This is a genomic window from Erythrobacter colymbi (assembly GCF_002155685.1).
Taxonomy (GTDB): Bacteria; Pseudomonadota; Alphaproteobacteria; order Sphingomonadales; family Sphingomonadaceae; genus Erythrobacter; species Erythrobacter colymbi.
Map to the genome: position 1 here is coordinate 364,006 of NZ_MUYK01000002.1, position 14,295 is coordinate 378,300.

General features: G+C 66.1%; 15 protein-coding genes. 12 read left to right on the plus strand and 3 right to left on the minus strand.

Annotated elements, in window-relative coordinates:
* The first annotated feature begins 48 nt into the window (after positions 1–48).
* The 8 genes from parE to BZF57_RS05100 all read left to right on the plus strand — a co-directional run bounded on the left by parE (position 49) and on the right by BZF57_RS05100 (position 7,160).
* The gene (gene parE, locus BZF57_RS05065) at positions 49–2,049 is read left to right on the plus strand and encodes a DNA topoisomerase IV subunit B (protein WP_086735314.1); all 2,001 of its coding nucleotides are present in this window, start codon (positions 49–51) and stop codon (positions 2,047–2,049) included.
* Positions 2,050–2,059: 10 nt separating this feature from the next.
* Positions 2,060–2,671, plus strand: coding sequence for a hypothetical protein (locus tag BZF57_RS05070; RefSeq protein ID WP_086735316.1), 612 nt, complete (start codon positions 2,060–2,062; stop codon positions 2,669–2,671).
* On the plus strand, positions 2,668–3,045 hold the full coding sequence (locus tag BZF57_RS05075; protein WP_086735318.1) for a hypothetical protein: 378 nt from the start codon (positions 2,668–2,670) through the stop codon (positions 3,043–3,045). The genes BZF57_RS05070 and BZF57_RS05075 overlap by 4 nt, the downstream gene beginning before the upstream one ends.
* Before the next feature lie 109 nt (positions 3,046–3,154).
* Positions 3,155–3,733: a hypothetical protein gene (locus tag BZF57_RS05080; RefSeq protein WP_143738349.1), complete on the plus strand. Its 579-nt coding sequence runs from the start codon at positions 3,155–3,157 to the stop codon at positions 3,731–3,733.
* Between the two features lie 48 nt (positions 3,734–3,781).
* On the plus strand, positions 3,782–4,372 hold the full coding sequence (locus tag BZF57_RS21210) for a hypothetical protein (RefSeq protein ID WP_162290949.1): 591 nt from the start codon (positions 3,782–3,784) through the stop codon (positions 4,370–4,372).
* Positions 4,373–4,460: 88 nt separating this feature from the next.
* Positions 4,461–5,768 (plus strand): serine hydrolase, encoded by a 1,308-nt coding sequence (locus tag BZF57_RS05090; RefSeq protein ID WP_162290950.1) that lies wholly within the window; start codon positions 4,461–4,463, stop codon positions 5,766–5,768.
* An 86-nt stretch (positions 5,769–5,854) separates the two neighbouring features.
* Positions 5,855–6,715, plus strand: coding sequence for an AAA family ATPase (locus BZF57_RS05095; protein WP_086735326.1), 861 nt, complete (start codon positions 5,855–5,857; stop codon positions 6,713–6,715).
* 10 nt (positions 6,716–6,725) lie between these two features.
* The gene (locus tag BZF57_RS05100) at positions 6,726–7,160 is read left to right on the plus strand and encodes a GFA family protein (protein WP_086735328.1); all 435 of its coding nucleotides are present in this window, start codon (positions 6,726–6,728) and stop codon (positions 7,158–7,160) included.
* Position 7,161: 1 nt separating this feature from the next.
* Here BZF57_RS05100 and BZF57_RS05105 read toward each other — a convergent pair whose 3' ends face one another.
* The gene (locus tag BZF57_RS05105) at positions 7,162–8,085 is read right to left on the minus strand and encodes a L,D-transpeptidase family protein (RefSeq protein ID WP_240505859.1); all 924 of its coding nucleotides are present in this window, start codon (positions 8,083–8,085) and stop codon (positions 7,162–7,164) included.
* Positions 8,086–8,267: 182 nt separating this feature from the next.
* On the opposite strand from BZF57_RS05105, the gene BZF57_RS05110 reads away from it, so the two are divergent.
* Complete coding sequence (locus BZF57_RS05110) at positions 8,268–9,341, plus strand: hypothetical protein (protein WP_086735330.1); 1,074 nt, start codon at positions 8,268–8,270, stop codon at positions 9,339–9,341.
* A 124-nt stretch (positions 9,342–9,465) separates the two neighbouring features.
* Here BZF57_RS05110 and BZF57_RS05115 read toward each other — a convergent pair whose 3' ends face one another.
* Complete coding sequence (locus BZF57_RS05115; RefSeq protein WP_086735333.1) at positions 9,466–10,866, minus strand: methyl-accepting chemotaxis protein; 1,401 nt, start codon at positions 10,864–10,866, stop codon at positions 9,466–9,468.
* Positions 10,867–10,997: 131 nt separating this feature from the next.
* Between BZF57_RS05115 and BZF57_RS05120 the strand changes: the two genes are divergently transcribed.
* Genes BZF57_RS05120 through BZF57_RS05125 form a run of 3 tightly spaced genes read left to right on the plus strand, consistent with a single transcriptional unit; the run spans position 10,998 to position 13,489 of the window.
* The gene (locus tag BZF57_RS05120) at positions 10,998–12,182 is read left to right on the plus strand and encodes a vWA domain-containing protein (RefSeq protein WP_086735335.1); all 1,185 of its coding nucleotides are present in this window, start codon (positions 10,998–11,000) and stop codon (positions 12,180–12,182) included.
* Positions 12,183–12,238: 56 nt separating this feature from the next.
* Positions 12,239–12,601 (plus strand): hypothetical protein, encoded by a 363-nt coding sequence (locus BZF57_RS20580; protein WP_143738351.1) that lies wholly within the window; start codon positions 12,239–12,241, stop codon positions 12,599–12,601.
* Positions 12,602–12,634: 33 nt separating this feature from the next.
* Entirely contained in the window at positions 12,635–13,489 is an 855-nt protein-coding gene (locus BZF57_RS05125; RefSeq protein WP_086735337.1) for a DUF817 domain-containing protein, read from the plus strand.
* On the opposite strand, the gene BZF57_RS05130 is transcribed toward BZF57_RS05125, so the two are convergent.
* Complete coding sequence (locus tag BZF57_RS05130; RefSeq protein WP_143738353.1) at positions 13,486–14,286, minus strand: hypothetical protein; 801 nt, start codon at positions 14,284–14,286, stop codon at positions 13,486–13,488. The two genes, BZF57_RS05125 and BZF57_RS05130, sit on opposite strands and share 4 nt — an antisense overlap.
* Between the last annotated feature and the right edge of the window lie 9 nt (positions 14,287–14,295).

The following is a 14,295-nucleotide window of genomic DNA, read 5'->3' on the forward strand; positions in this document are numbered from 1 at the left end:
GGGGGTGGCTTGTGAGGCGCAAGGCTGCGCCCCTATAAGCTCCGCCTTATGGCCGCATCCGACCCCGACGATCTCTTCGCCAACACCCCCACCTCCAGCGGCGATTACAACGCGTCCGCCATCGAGGTGCTCGAGGGGCTTGAGCCCGTGCGCCGCCGTCCGGGCATGTATATCGGCGGCACCGACGACCGCGCCTATCACCACCTCGCCGCCGAAGTGCTCGACAACTCGATGGACGAGGCGGTCGCGGGCCACGCGACCCGCATCGAGGTGCGGCTCGATGAAGGCAACCGTCTGACCATCACCGACAACGGGCGCGGGATGCCGGTCGACGAGCACCCCAAGTTCCCGGGCAAGTCCACGCTCGAGGTGATCCTCTCGACCCTGCACTCGGGCGGCAAGTTCTCCGGCAAGGCCTACGCCACCAGCGGCGGCCTTCACGGGGTGGGCGTGAGCGTGGTCAACGCTCTGTCCTCCTTCACGCGGGTCGAGGTCGCGCGCGACAAGCAGCTCTATGCGCAGGAATTCTCGCGCGGGGTCACACAAGGCCCGCTCCAGGTGCTCGGCGCCGCGCCCAATCGCCGCGGCACGGCCGTCACCTTCGTCCCCGACACCGAAATCTTCGGCGACCGCAGTTTCAACCCCAAGCGCCTGTTCAAGCTCGCGCGCTCCAAGGCCTATCTCTTCGCGGGCGTCGAGATCCGCTGGAAATGCGCGCCCTCGCTCGCATCCGAGGAGGTGCCGGCCGAGGCCGTGTTCAAGTTCCCCGGCGGGTTGGCCGATCACCTCGCCGAACAGATCGGCACGCGCGAATGTGTCACCGCCCAGCCCTTTGCCGGCTCGCAGGACTTTCCGGTGGTGGACGACATTCCGCAGGGCCGGGTCGAATGGGCGCTCGCCTGGCCGCTCTATTCGGACGGCTCGACCAGCTGGTATTGCAACACCGTGCCCACCCCCGATGGCGGCACCCACGAACAAGGCCTGCGCACCGCGCTCACTCGCGCCTTGCGGGCTTTCGGCGAGCTCGTCGGGCAGAAGAAGGCCAAGGATATCACCGCCGACGACGTGATGACCGGCTGCGAGGTCATGCTCAGCGTCTTCATCCGCGATCCGCAGTTCCAGTCGCAGACCAAGGACCGCCTCACCTCGCCCGAGGCTGCGCGCCTCGTCGAGAACGCGGTGCGCGACCATTTCGACCATTTCCTCACCGACAACATGGAGCGCGGGAAGGCGCTGCTCGGCGAAGTGATGGAGCGCATGGACGAGCGCCTCAAGCGCAAGGCCGAACGCGAGATCAAGCGCAAGACCGCGACCAACGCCAAGAAGCTGCGCCTGCCCGGCAAGCTCACCGATTGTTCGGGCGAAGGCGGGCGCGAGACCGAGCTGTTCATCGTCGAAGGCGACAGCGCGGGCGGCAGTGCCAAGCAGGCGCGCGACCGCAAATCGCAGGCAATCCTGCCGATCCGCGGCAAGATCCTCAACGTCGCCAGCGCCACCGCCGACAAGATCCGCGCCAACAGCGAAATCGCCGACCTGATCCTCGCGATGGGCTGCGGCACGCGCAAGGACTGCAATGCCGACAACCTGCGCTACGACCGCATCATCATCATGACCGACGCGGACGTCGACGGCGCGCATATCGCGACGCTATTGATGACCTTCTTCTTCCAGGAAATGCCCGAGATCGTGCGGCGCGGCCACCTGTTCCTCGCCCAGCCCCCGCTCTACCGCCTCACCGCCGGCAAGGAGAGCCGCTACGCCCGCGACGACGCGCACCGGGCCGAGCTGGAAGCGACCGTGTTCAAGGGCAAGAAGGTCGAGGTCAGCCGCTTCAAGGGCCTCGGCGAAATGAACCCGCAGCAATTGCGCGAGACGACGATGGCGCCCGAGACGCGCGGGCTGATCCGCATCACGCTCCCGGCGGAATACGAACAGCGCGCCAGCGTCGCGCGGCTTGTCGACGAGCTGATGGGCCGCAACCCCGAGCACCGCTTCAACTTCATCCAGAACCGCGCGGGCGACGTCGACCGCGATCTGATCGACGCCTAACGGGGGACACATGCGCGCTATCCTGCTGGCAATGGCTGGTCTGTTGTTCACGGCCGTCCCCCTCGCCCATGCACAGGACGCGCCGCCGCCGGCCGCGCAGCAGGCGCCGGTGACCGCGCGGCTCTCCAAGGTGGTGCTCGATATCGAGAACGCCGGCACCACCGGCTCGGTCAAGGGCGGGACGTGGTGCGTCTCGAACGACAAGTTCACGTGGTACGGCTTCAGCAACCGCGACATCGCGCAGGAATCCTACCAGTGGCGCTTCGCCAAGGCGATGGAGGGCACGAAGTTCAAGGTTCTCGACGGCTCGAAGAACCTCTTCGCCAACCAGGACGATCAGGGCGGCGGGGATTATCTGGTCGGGGTGATCATGCTGCCGCGCACGGTGGACATCTGCCTGACCAACGGCGCCCGGATCAAGGGCCGGGTGGTGTCGGATATCGAATTCCAGCTGTTCGACAACGCTTCGAAGCAGGTGGTTCACAAGGCGACCTATTCGGGCACCGCCGAATATCCCAAGTTCCGCGCCGATGCGGACCTCGGCACGCTGCTGGCCGATGCTTTCGCCGATGCCGCGAAGAAATTCGCCGCCGATCCCGCCGTCCTCGCCCTCGCCCCGTGAACGGGGACGAGGAGGCGATCCGGCCTGACGCGGCCGAGGGCGACATAATGGCGGGCGACCGCCGCCTCGCGCGCCCGGACACGGCCCTGCCCGACTGGCACATGCCCGATGCCTCCTACCGCCCCGTCCCGATTGCGTGGTTCGCGGCGGCCTTCCTCATCCAGATGATCGTGCTCTTCGTGTTGTTCGTGGTGCTGCTCGGCAACTCGGGCTGGGTCACGATCGTCATGGCGAGCATCGCGACGCTCGCGATCGGCGGGTGGACGTGGGAGCGGGGGATGAAGGATGCAGGGCCAGCGTGGCAGATTGCGACTCTGGTGATGCTGGCGCTGCAATGGGCCTTCGTCAGCCTCGGCGCGGCAGCACGGCTCTGATCCGACCGGATTGTGCTTCGCGCACAACGTGTTGCATTTCGTTCATTGCGCATGCAGCCAAGCAGGCGCATTTTCCCACATAGTATAAGAAAACAACGGGAGGGGACGAATGACACATCGCACGATGATCCGTGCCGGATTGCTCGCAGGGCTTGCCGCTAGTTTCGCCGGAGGGCTGACGGTAGCCGCCGCGCAGGAAGGGCGATCCGCTTCACCCGCCACACTCGATCTGGGGACCGGGGCCGATGGCGCGGCCAGCGGGACGATCGAGGTGCAGTCGTTCTCGTGGGGGGTGAGCCAGACTCCCAGCACGATCAAGGGCCGCGCGGCGGCACCTTCCTCGTCCTCCAGCTGCCCGGCGAGCACCGATGCCGCGCGGTGGAAGGCTCCCGAACTCAATTCGACCAGTGACCGCACCGCCGCACCCCCGTCCCTGCCGCCCGGGGTGGCGTGCGTCTATGTCATCACCGCGCGCGAGGCGGGATCGGGCATGGCCACGGGCCGCAAGGGCTGGGACGGCTGCGTCAAGGGCAAGCACATTGCACAGGCGCAGATCGTCCACCGCGATCTCGCCTACCGCCTGACCAATGCCGAGGTGGTCGAATGTGCCGCCAACGGCGTGGTGCTCTCCTTTCAGAGCGCCTCGGTCGCTCCGGCACCGGCGGGCGTGAAGCACGAATACCACTGAGGATGCACTTGCCGACATGAAAGCCGGACAACACGAGGAGTTGGTTCGATGACGACACGCAAGTGGAAGACAGTGGTGACCGGCGGGCTTGCAAGCCTTGTCATCGTCCCGGCGCTGGCTGCGGCAGGCAGCGGCGGGGGACTGGCAGAGGGGCCGCAAGACGTTCAGCGCAGTAACAGCAGTAGCAGCAGCGCCGAGACGGCGAGCACAATCGATGTGCTGTCGTTCTCGTGGGGCACCAGCCATCCGGTCGCGAGGGGATCGAGCTCCGGCACCTGCCAGCCGCCTGCCCCCGTGCCACCCGCAGCGCCTAACCAGAATGCCTCACGCACGAACAGCAACGGGCGCAGCGCCACCCCAGCGCCGCCGCTTGTCACCCCTCCGCCGCCCGAGAATGCGGCGTGCATTGCTGTTATGCTGAGCAAGAAGGGCTATGATTACTACTGCGCCAAGGGCGTGCCCAAGGTCATCATCCTGATGACCGACGGGATGGCGCGTTACACCCTGACCGATGCAAAGGTCGAGACGTGCAGTCAGGATGGCATGGTGCTGTCCTTCAAGACGGTCGATCGCACACCCCCGCCCGCTCCGGCACAACAGGCACCGGCCCCGCGCGCGACGCTCTCCGGATCGGAGTGAGCGCTTTGCCGAAGACCGCTGGCGCGGGGCGGAAAAGCGTGGCAATTCCCGTGCATTGCTCCTGATTGAAGGGGCGTGGCGGGAGAGAATGATGCGATACCCCCGGCTTGCCGCGCTGGCGCTGGCTTTGGTCGCGATTGTGGCGCCTTCTTCTGCGGTTTTCGCGCAGGAGCCGCCCGCAGCCTCCGCCACCCGCACGGCGCTCGAAGTGCGGGCTGATCAGGTGGTGAAGCTTCTCAACGGTGAGTTGCAGCCCGCCGACCTGTTCACCGACGGTTTCCGCGCGGCTGTGGCCGATGCGCAGATCAAGGCGCTCTCGGCCAGCCTCACCGCGCAGTTCGGGCGGGCGCTGGAGGTGAGCCGTCTTTCTCCGCGCGAAGGCACCCGCGCGGCGCTGGAGATCCGCTTCGAGCGGGGCCTTGCCAAAGGTGGCATCGCGATCGATCCGGCCGCGGGTGACCGCGTCAACGAGTTGCGCTTCACCTCGGTCGATGCGGTGGCGGTGGCGGGCGACACCCCGCAGGCCATCGCGGCCGAGCTTGCCGCGCTGCCTGGGAGCGTCAATGCGTGGTTCGGGCCGGTGGGCGGCACGCCGCTCATCAGCCTCGCGCCCGACAAGCCCCTCGCGCTGGGATCGGCGTTCAAGCTCTATGTGCTGGCGGCGCTGGCCGAGGACGTGAAGGCAGGCCGCCGCAAGTGGAGCGACGTCGTGCCGCTCACGGAAAAGAGCTACCCCAGCGGGCAGTTGCAGGGCTGGCCCAAGGGCGCACCTGTAACGCTCCACACGCTGGCGAGCCTCATGATTTCGGTCAGCGACAACACCGCCACCGACCAGCTCATCAAGGTGCTGGGCAGGGAGCGCATCCTCAAGCTGATGAAGGACAGCGGCCACAGCGATCCGGCGCACAACACGCCGTTCCTCACCACCCGCGAACTGTTCGTGCTCAAGGCGAGCGAGCGCGAGACCATCGCTGGATGGCGCAAGAGCGATACGCCCAATCGCGCCGCGATCCTCGCCGGGCTGGCCGCAAAAAGCCCGAGCCTCGACGAGGTCAACGCCGCTTTCGGCAATGGCCCCAAGGCGCTCGACATAGAATGGTTCGCCTCGCCCGCCGACCTTGCGGGGCTCTTCGCCCATATGCGCAAGACCGCCGATCCCAAGGCCTTCGAAATCCTCGCCATCAACCCTTCCGCGACCGACGCCATCAAGGCGAACTGGGACCGCATAGGCTTCAAGGGCGGGAGCGAGCCTGGGGTGATCAATCTCACCTGGTTGCTCACCGATAAGGCGGGGCGCGACTGGATGCTGACCCTCGGGTGGAACAACGAAGCCGCGGTGGTCGATGAAGGCAAGCTCGAAGCCCTCGCCCAGCGCATCCTGCTGCTGCCTCGCTAAACCGAGAGGCCCCCGCCCTCTTGCGCCGCGCCCAAGCGCCGCTTATCGCAGCGGACACGAAAATCAGTCTCTCAGGGAAACCTTAAATGTCCGACCAGCAGCAGCGTTTCGAAGGCACCAAGTCCTATATCGCGACCGAGGATCTCAAGGTTGCGGTCAATGCTGCCGTGACGCTGCGCCGCCCGCTGCTCGTCAAGGGCGAGCCCGGCACCGGCAAGACCGTGCTGGCGCATGAAATCTCGAAGGCGCTGGGCGCCCCGCTGATCGAATGGAACATCAAGTCGACCACCAAGGCGCAGCAGGGCCTCTACGAATATGACGCCGTGGCGCGCCTGCGCGACGGCCAGCTCGGCGAAGAGCGCGTCCACGACATCCGCAACTACATCAAGAAGGGCAAGCTGTGGGAGGCCTTCACCTCGCCCCAGCTCCCCGTGCTGCTGATCGACGAGATCGACAAGGCCGACATCGAGTTCCCGAACGACCTCCTTCAGGAACTCGATCGCATGAGCTTCGACGTCTACGAGACGCAGGAGCGCATCGCGGCGAAGGAACGCCCGATCGTCGTCATCACCTCGAACAACGAGAAGGAGCTGCCCGACGCCTTCCTGCGCCGCTGCTTCTTCCACTACATCAAGTTCCCCGACCGCGAGACGATGCAGGACATCATCGACGTCCACTTCCCCGGCATCCAGAAGACGCTGGTGAAGAAGGCGATGGATATCTTCTACGACCTGCGCGAGGTGCCGGGCCTGAAGAAGAAGCCCTCGACCAGCGAGCTGCTCGACTGGCTGAAGCTGCTGCTCAACGAGGACATGCCGCTCGACGTGCTCCAGAGCGCGAACCCCGCAAGCGCGATCCCGCCTCTGCACGGCGCGCTGCTCAAGAACGAGCAGGACATCATGCTGTTCGAACGCCTCGCCTTCATGGCGCGCCGCAACCCGAGCTGAGGCGCGGCGGATGGCCCACGAAGGCGGCTGCTTCTGCGGCGCGGTGCGGTTCACCATCACCGCCGAGCCGCAGGGCGCGCGGTTCTGCTGGTGCCGCGATTGCCAGCGCATCGCCAGCGGGATGGCGACGGTCAATGTCCTGTTCGACGAGGACGCCGTCACCTATTCCGGCGCAATGACCACCATCACCCGCGTCGCGGAAAGCGGCAACACGGTCGAGCGGGGGTTCTGCAAGGTCTGCGGCTCGCAGATGTACAGCCGCACCACGCAAGGGCCCAAGCTGCCGATGCGGGTGCGTGCGGGCACGCTCGACGATCCGGAGATCTGCCCGCCCACCATGATCATCTGGGGCAAGAGCGCGCCGAGCTGGGCGCCCTTCCCGCCCGGCATGCCGGTGCTGGAAGCCGGGCCGGGCTCGGCGCCGCTCGCAGGGTCCGAAGGCTAGGTCAGCTCACCGGAAAACAGCTCACGCCTGCGCGCTTCAGCGCCTTGCAAGTGGCGTGGGCATCGGGGGCCGAGGCGCGCAGGCGGTAATACTGCTTGCCGTTCACCATCGCCGGAATGACCGCCATCTGCATGGCCTTCAGTTCGGGGCGCTGGCCGGTCAGCGCCTTCCACTGCGCGGCCGCCTCTGCCGGCGAGAGCGCGGCGGCCAGCTGGATCGTCTGATGCCCTTGCGGCGTGACGGCAGGGATCGTCCGCGCGGCGGGCAGGCGTTCCGCCTGCTGCTGCGGCTGCGGCGACGGCGTGGCGGCCGCCAGCGCAGGCCGCGCGCGCTGCAACAGGGCGGGCGGGATCGGCACCACCGCATCGCTGCGCTGCGCCAGCGCGAGCGCAGCCTCGCCATCAGGCAGAGCCTCGTCGACCACAATCACTGCGGTCGTCGTCGCGCCGGTGACCTTGTACAGCTCGGAGGCAAAGGCGGCCGGAATGCGGATGCAGCCGTGCGAGGCGGGATAGCCGGGCAGCCTCCCGGCATGGATCGCAATCCCGCTCCACGTCAGGCGCTGCATCCAGGGCATCGGCGCATTGCTGTAGAGGTTCGAGCGGTGGAAGCGCTTCTTCTGGAGGATCGCGAAGACCCCCGTGGGGGTGCGCTTGCCGCGCTTGCCGGTCGAGACCGGGCTGGTCTTCCACATTTCGCCATCGCGGAAGACGTGCATCTGCTGAGACTTGAGGCTGACCGTGATGACGACGCCGCTTTGGAGCACGTCACCGACGGTCCTGCTGGGAGGGGGTGGCGGCGGCTGTTCGACGACAGGCGGGACGGTGGCCTGCCCGGCCGCCTGCGCCGGCGCGCTCACCGGCGAGGCCTCACCCGGCGCGATCATGGCGGACAGGCCGATCAGGGCCACAAGCGCGGCGGGCACCAGCCAGAGACCATGGAGTCGCAAGCGCCGCACTGCGCAACCTCCGTTAACCTTAACAGTTAACGGTTAGTGCGTAGCGAAACTTGCGGCAAGGCCCGTTCGCGCCCTGTGCCCTTCCCGCACAGCCCCCTTGCCTGACGCCTGCGCCGCTTTACACTCCGCAGCCAAGGGAGAGGGTCGTCATGTTTGCAATCAATCGTTTCGCCGCGCTGGCAGCGCTCGTCATGGCCGCAGGCTCGGGCGCCGCCCTGCCACTTGCCGCACAGGAGCAGCCGCCCGCGCCTGCCCTGCGCCCCGCATCGACCTGGAGCCATGACCGCAGCGGGCTGACCCTGCCCGCTACGCTAGCCGGGTTCACCCGCGAGGACAGCAAGCAGTTCGACAATGAAGGCTACAATGTCGGGGTGCGCTTCTCCGACAAGGCGAGCGGTAGCTGGGCGGACCTGTTCATCTACCGCGCCGCGCCAGCCTCGGTCGCGGTTTGGGGGGACCGCGCGACCTCGGGGATGTTCGCCAACCCGATGCTGGGCGAGGTCGACATCGCCACCGTCAGGATCGCCCGCTTCACGCCGCCCAATGGTGCGGGCGACAAGAGCGGCCTCAGGGTCGTCACCCCGACCAAGGGCGAGCTGACCTCGAGCGGCCTTGCGATCTACCTCCACGATGGCTGGCTGGTGAAGCTGCGGATGAGCTCGCAGACGATGGACGCCGCCGCGATGGAAGTGCGGATCGGCGAATTCGTCGCCGCGCTCGCCCTGCCCGCTGCCAAGCGCCCCGCCCCCGCCTTTGCCGAGATCGAGGACTGCGCCACCCCGCTCGTGACCGGCAAGAAGGCCAAGCTGTCGAAGCTCGACATGATGGGCAGCATCATGCTCGGCGGATTGCTCGGCGCGGCGCGGGAGAAGGACGCGGAGGAGACCGGCGCGCCGGTGAGCGTGTGGTGCCGCGATCCGGCCTCGCAGCCGCAATACGGGGTCTATCGCCCCGGCGGCGCGGACGACCGCTACCTGATCGCGCTCGGCGATACCGGGACGAGCCTGTCCGTCGGCGGCTATGACATGGGGCCGTTGATGAAGCCCTCGAAGGGCTATCTGGTGACCCAGTCGGACGGGGTGACCGATTACGTCTTCCCGCCCTTCGACCGCATCCCCACGCCGCAGCAGGCGCTGGGCCTTCCGGGCAACGTCGCGCCGGTGTTCAGCGCCGGGCTGCTCGAAGAGAACAAGGGAGCGACGATCACGGTGCCCGGGAAATAGCGTGGCGCCAGACGGGGCCTCGCGCGCACTCGGCGCGGGCTAGACCCCTGCTAGACTCCCTCCAGACCCCCTCCAGACCCGTCTCGCGGGGTGCTGGCGGGGCTGTTTCACGTGAAACAGGCGGTCAGTCGAAGCTGTAGGCCAGCTCGAAATCGCCCCAGCGGCGGCCGCCGAAATAGAGCGGGACATAGACATTGCGCACCACGACGTAGGAATCCCCGTCGCCCTCCTGCCGGTAGACCGCCATCATGTAGGCATCCGAGGAGACCTTGGCCTTGCGGTCGATCGCCTCGAGCATGATGCGCCCGTTGCGGCAGAACTGGGTGTCGTGGTTGAGATCGCCCGTCGGCGTGCGGCTGCGCTCGGTGAGGTGGGTCGGCAGGAAGCCGTTCATGTCGGTGCAGGCTGCGGCCAAGACACGGGAATCGCTCGCCTTTGCACGGTCGAGGAAGGGGCGCCATTCGGCATGGGCCCAGTCGGTCAGGCGGGTGCGGAACAGTGGCGGGTTGGTGCCCGGCACGTTCTGGTAATCGGTATCGAACAGCGCTGCGGTGGTGATCGCGCCCCTCGCAAGCGCGGCTTCGGTGTGGGCGACGATCTCCTGCATCATCGCCTGCGCCTGCGCGACCATCGCGCTGTCCTCGGGGCTGAGACCGGCGTGGACGATGCGGTCGAACATCTCGGAGGCTGTGATTTCCAGCTCTTCCATCTTGCGATGGGCGCCGTGTAGGCGATCTTCGTTTTTCCGCGAAGCGGCGTCGAAACTGGTCAGAACGCGTTGGACTTTGTCGACATGGTTCGAGATCGTTCCGGTCGAGCGGGCGATGACGTCGTTCTGCTTGTCGACCTCTTCCACCAGCGCGCCGACATTGGAGATGGTGCTCTCGATCCGGGCGACCGAAGCGCGGGCATCGCCGCTGGCCTTGGAGCCGGCCTCGATGCGGCCGATCACCACCTCGGCTTCGCCGCCGAGGGCATCGATGGTCGAGGCGATTTCTTCGGTCGCCTTGCGCGTGTCGTTGGCAAGGCTCTTCACTTCCGCCGCGACGACGGCGAAAGTCCTACCCGCATCCCCTGCGCGCATCGCCTCGATCGTGGCGTTGAGGGCGAGGATGTTGGTGGTCTCGGCGATCTCGCCGATGTCCTGCGCCGAGCGGCGGACCTGCTCCATCGCGGCCGAAAAACTGGTGACGTGCTGGCCGAGGGTATCGACCAGCTCGATCAGCGAGGCGATCTGGCCGAGCGAGGACTGGATCAGCGCCGTGCCTTCTGACAGACGCTCGATCGCGCGTTCGGACAGCAGGCGCGCCTCGTCCGAGGCTTCGGCCACCTTGGTCTGGTCGGCCTCCAGCGCGCGCACGGTTTCCGCGAGTGCCTCGTGCTCCGAGCGCAGCGTCTTGGAGGATTGGATCACCGCCTCCACAACACCGGCGACGTCGGTGCAGCCGACAGTCACCGCTCCGCAGCTCTCCGGAATCATCCCAAGGGCATGGGCGTTGGCGGTATCGATGGCGAGCTGGTTCATGTGCGGGAGCGGCCCTGTGTTGTGCGTTGCGGGACACTAGGCAGAGGATGGTAAGCAAGCGGTTAAGACTTGGAGTGCCCTCGCAAGAATGGGGACTGGTCAGGCCCCGCCCTGCGGGTTAAGCAGCACCCATGTTTTTCAACTTCGTCGACGAACTGCGCGCCGCCGGGATCGGCGCTTCCTTCAAGGAGCACCTCACCCTGCTGGAGGCGCTCGACAAGGACGTGATCGAGCAGACGCCCGAGGCGTTCTACTATCTCTCCCGCGCGACCTTCGTGAAGGATGAAGGCCTGCTCGACCGGTTCGACCAGGTGTTCCAAAAGGTTTTCAAGGGGATCATGTCCGATTACGGCCAGAACCCCGTCGACATCCCGGAAGACTGGCTGAAGGCCGTGGCCGAGAAGTTCCTGACGCCCGAAGAGATGGAAGCGATCAAGTCGCTGGGCGATTGGGACGAGATCATGGAGACGCTCAAGAAGCGGCTCGAAGAACAGGAAAAGCGCCACCAGGGCGGCAACAAGTGGATCGGCACCGGGGGCACCTCGCCCTTCGGCAATTCGGGCTACAACCCCGAAGGCGTGCGCATCGGCGGCGAGGCCAAGCACGGGCGCGCGATCAAGGTCTGGGAAAAGCGCGAGTTCAAGAACCTCGACAACACCAAGGAACTCGGCACCCGCAACATCAAGATGGCGCTGCGCCGCCTGCGCCGCTTCGCCCGTGAAGGCGCAGCGGACGAGCTCGACATACCCGGCACCATCGAAGGCACGGCCAAGCAGGGGTGGCTCGATATCCGGATGCGGCCCGAACGGCGCAATGCCGTCAAACTGCTGCTGTTCCTCGATGTCGGCGGATCGATGGACCCCTTCATCAAGCTGGTCGAAGAACTGTTCAGCGCCGCTACGGCGGAGTTCAAGAACCTCGAGTTCTTCTACTTCCACAACTGCCTCTACGAAGGCGTGTGGAAGGACAACAAGCGCCGCTGGCAGGAACGCACGAAGACCTGGGACGTGCTCCACAAATACGGGCACGATTACAAGATCGTCTTCGTCGGCGACGCGGCGATGAGCCCCTACGAGATCACCCATCCGGGCGGCAGCGTCGAGCACATGAACGAGGAAGCGGGCGCGGTGTGGCTCCAGCGCGTGACCAATACCTATCCCGCGACCGTGTGGCTCAACCCGGTGCCCGAAAAACAGTGGGGCTATTCGCAGTCGACCAAGATGATCAAGCAGCTGGTCGGCGACCGGATGTATCCGCTGACGCTCGAAGGGCTGGATGATGCAATGCGGGAGCTCAGTCGGAAGCACGGGGCTTGAGGCAACTCTTTTGAATCAAAAGAAATAATGGTAGGCTCCAATTCGAGGAGACCGCCATGCAGTATCTTGCCCTGCCGCTTGTTCTTGCACTCTTCGGGGCAAGCGGGCCGCCCCCTTCCCCACTGCCCCTCCCCAATGCGGAGCCGTCCCCGGCCATACGCGAATTGCGGCCGGACTTCCTGGCGGGCGACAGATGCCGCGATGGCAGGCGGCAGACGGGTAGCAATCCCGACTGGCAGCCGCGTCTGGATCGTCGGCCGGCAAATCCGGACACAGGACAGATGATGTATGCTGTCGACCGAAGAATCGATGGCTGCTCTGTTGTGATGGTCATGGGTGAGCGGCTTCCCCCCGACCTTCCGTTTGGACGGATCAGGCTCTCCCCTGAACAGAAAGCCGTGCTTTCGGGCGAGCGTTGACGCCTGCGGGAGGGACGTTCATCTCCGGAAGGAATGACGCCGCCCCGCCACACCCGCTTCGAAGCCGTCCGCCTCCGGCTAGAAGCCTTCGATCCGGGCACCGGCTGGCGGCTGTGGCTCTACGAGTTCCTGCTTTTCGGCTTCAAGCAAGCCTGGGCCTGCCAGTTCGGCGGCCTGCTGCTGGCGCTGCTGCTCGGCACGCACCTGTTCTACCCCGACACCGCGCCGCTCCACCGCTATGACTTTCTGACGCTGGCTGCCATCGCCATTCAAGGTGCAATGCTCGCCTTCCGGCTCGAGACATGGCGCGAGGCGCGGGTGATCCTCATCTTCCACGTCGTCGGCACGGTGATGGAGCTGTTCAAGACGCAGGCCGGGTCGTGGACCTATCCCGAGGCCAGCGTGCTCCACATCGGCGCGGTGCCGCTGTTTTCGGGGTTCATGTATGCCGCCGTCGGCAGCTACATCGCGCGGGTGTGGCGGATCTTCGACTTCCGTTTCACCGGATACCCGCCCGCATGGATGACATGGGTCTTGGCGGCAGCGATCTACGCGAACTTCTTCACCCACCACTTCATCATCGACATCCGCTGGGGACTGTTTGCCGCCACGGCTGCGATCTTCTGGCGCACCCGCGTCCACTTCAGGAACTGGCGCTCGCATCGCTGGATGCCGTTGCTGGTCGGCTTCGGCCTCGTCGCGCTGTTCATCTGGTTCGCCGAGAACATCGCCACCTTCGCCAATGCCTGGAACTATCCGGGGCAGGAGAAGGAGTGGCACATGGTCAGCCTCGCCAAATATGGCAGCTGGTATCTGCTCATGCTGATAAGCTTCGTGTTGGTCGCGCTGGTGCAGCCGGTCCGCGCGCCCGATGCACCGTCAGACTAGGTAAGACGCCAGTTTAGGGACAGACGGAACCGCGCGCCGCGCGCGTCGCTGCCATCGGCGAGCTGCGGGCTGACCATCAAGGGGCCCAGTGCGCGTTCGGCTTCGCGGGCAAACAGCGCCGCATGCTCGGGCGGATCGAACGAGATCTGGCGGCAGATGACCGAGAGATCCTGCTGGATCTGGCATTCGATCACTGATTTGCCCTCGACCTCGTTTTGTATCGCACGCCGTGGATAGTTGAGCCGTCGTGGCGAGGAGGCGGCAAGCTCCGGGATCAACGTACGCTCGACCAGCGGTCCGGTCGACAGGTCGACGACCGGCAGTTCCACCGCGGGGATGTTGAATTCGAGCGCGACATAGCGCGCGGTCCGGTCCTTGTCCCGCTGGGTGATCGCGGGGAGCGCGGGAAGCGTCATGCGCCTGCCGACTTTCAGAAGCAGCGTTTCGGCGATGGTGTTCGTCTGCGAGAGGCGGTTGGCGAACATGCAGAAGGAAAGCGTGATCTCGCCCGCATCGTTGACCGGACAGCGATAGGACATCCTCGCCGCCGCAACCGGGCCGCTCTGGCCGTTGCCTGCCGCGTAGAGTTCGGCGATCGAAAGCGCCGCGACCGGAACGTCGATCGGGGCTGCGGTGTATTCCTCGGTCCGCAGCCGGAATTTGCCGCTCTCGTCCGTGATGATCTCTTCGACCACGCGGGGCGCCGACAGCGGCGGGGCAGGCTGCGCGGCAAGCGGCGCGGCGGCTGCAATCAGCGCCCCCGATACCAGCACCCACGAGGTTACGCGATCGCGCAAAACCTTGCT

Coding starts and splice junctions, on each gene's coding strand:
- parE (WP_086735314.1), top strand. CDS start 49: ATGGCCGCATCCGACCCCGACGATCTCTTCGCCAACACCCCCACCTCC.
- BZF57_RS05070 (WP_086735316.1), top strand. CDS start 2,060: ATGCGCGCTATCCTGCTGGCAATGGCTGGTCTGTTGTTCACGGCCGTC.
- BZF57_RS05080 (WP_143738349.1), top strand. CDS start 3,155: ATGACACATCGCACGATGATCCGTGCCGGATTGCTCGCAGGGCTTGCC.
- BZF57_RS21210 (WP_162290949.1), top strand. CDS start 3,782: ATGACGACACGCAAGTGGAAGACAGTGGTGACCGGCGGGCTTGCAAGC.
- BZF57_RS05090 (WP_162290950.1), top strand. CDS start 4,461: ATGATGCGATACCCCCGGCTTGCCGCGCTGGCGCTGGCTTTGGTCGCG.
- BZF57_RS05095 (WP_086735326.1), top strand. CDS start 5,855: ATGTCCGACCAGCAGCAGCGTTTCGAAGGCACCAAGTCCTATATCGCG.
- BZF57_RS05100 (WP_086735328.1), top strand. CDS start 6,726: ATGGCCCACGAAGGCGGCTGCTTCTGCGGCGCGGTGCGGTTCACCATC.
- BZF57_RS05110 (WP_086735330.1), top strand. CDS start 8,268: ATGTTTGCAATCAATCGTTTCGCCGCGCTGGCAGCGCTCGTCATGGCC.
- BZF57_RS05115 (WP_086735333.1), bottom strand. CDS start 10,866: ATGAACCAGCTCGCCATCGATACCGCCAACGCCCATGCCCTTGGGATG.
- BZF57_RS05120 (WP_086735335.1), top strand. CDS start 10,998: ATGTTTTTCAACTTCGTCGACGAACTGCGCGCCGCCGGGATCGGCGCT.
- BZF57_RS20580 (WP_143738351.1), top strand. CDS start 12,239: ATGCAGTATCTTGCCCTGCCGCTTGTTCTTGCACTCTTCGGGGCAAGC.
- BZF57_RS05125 (WP_086735337.1), top strand. CDS start 12,635: ATGACGCCGCCCCGCCACACCCGCTTCGAAGCCGTCCGCCTCCGGCTA.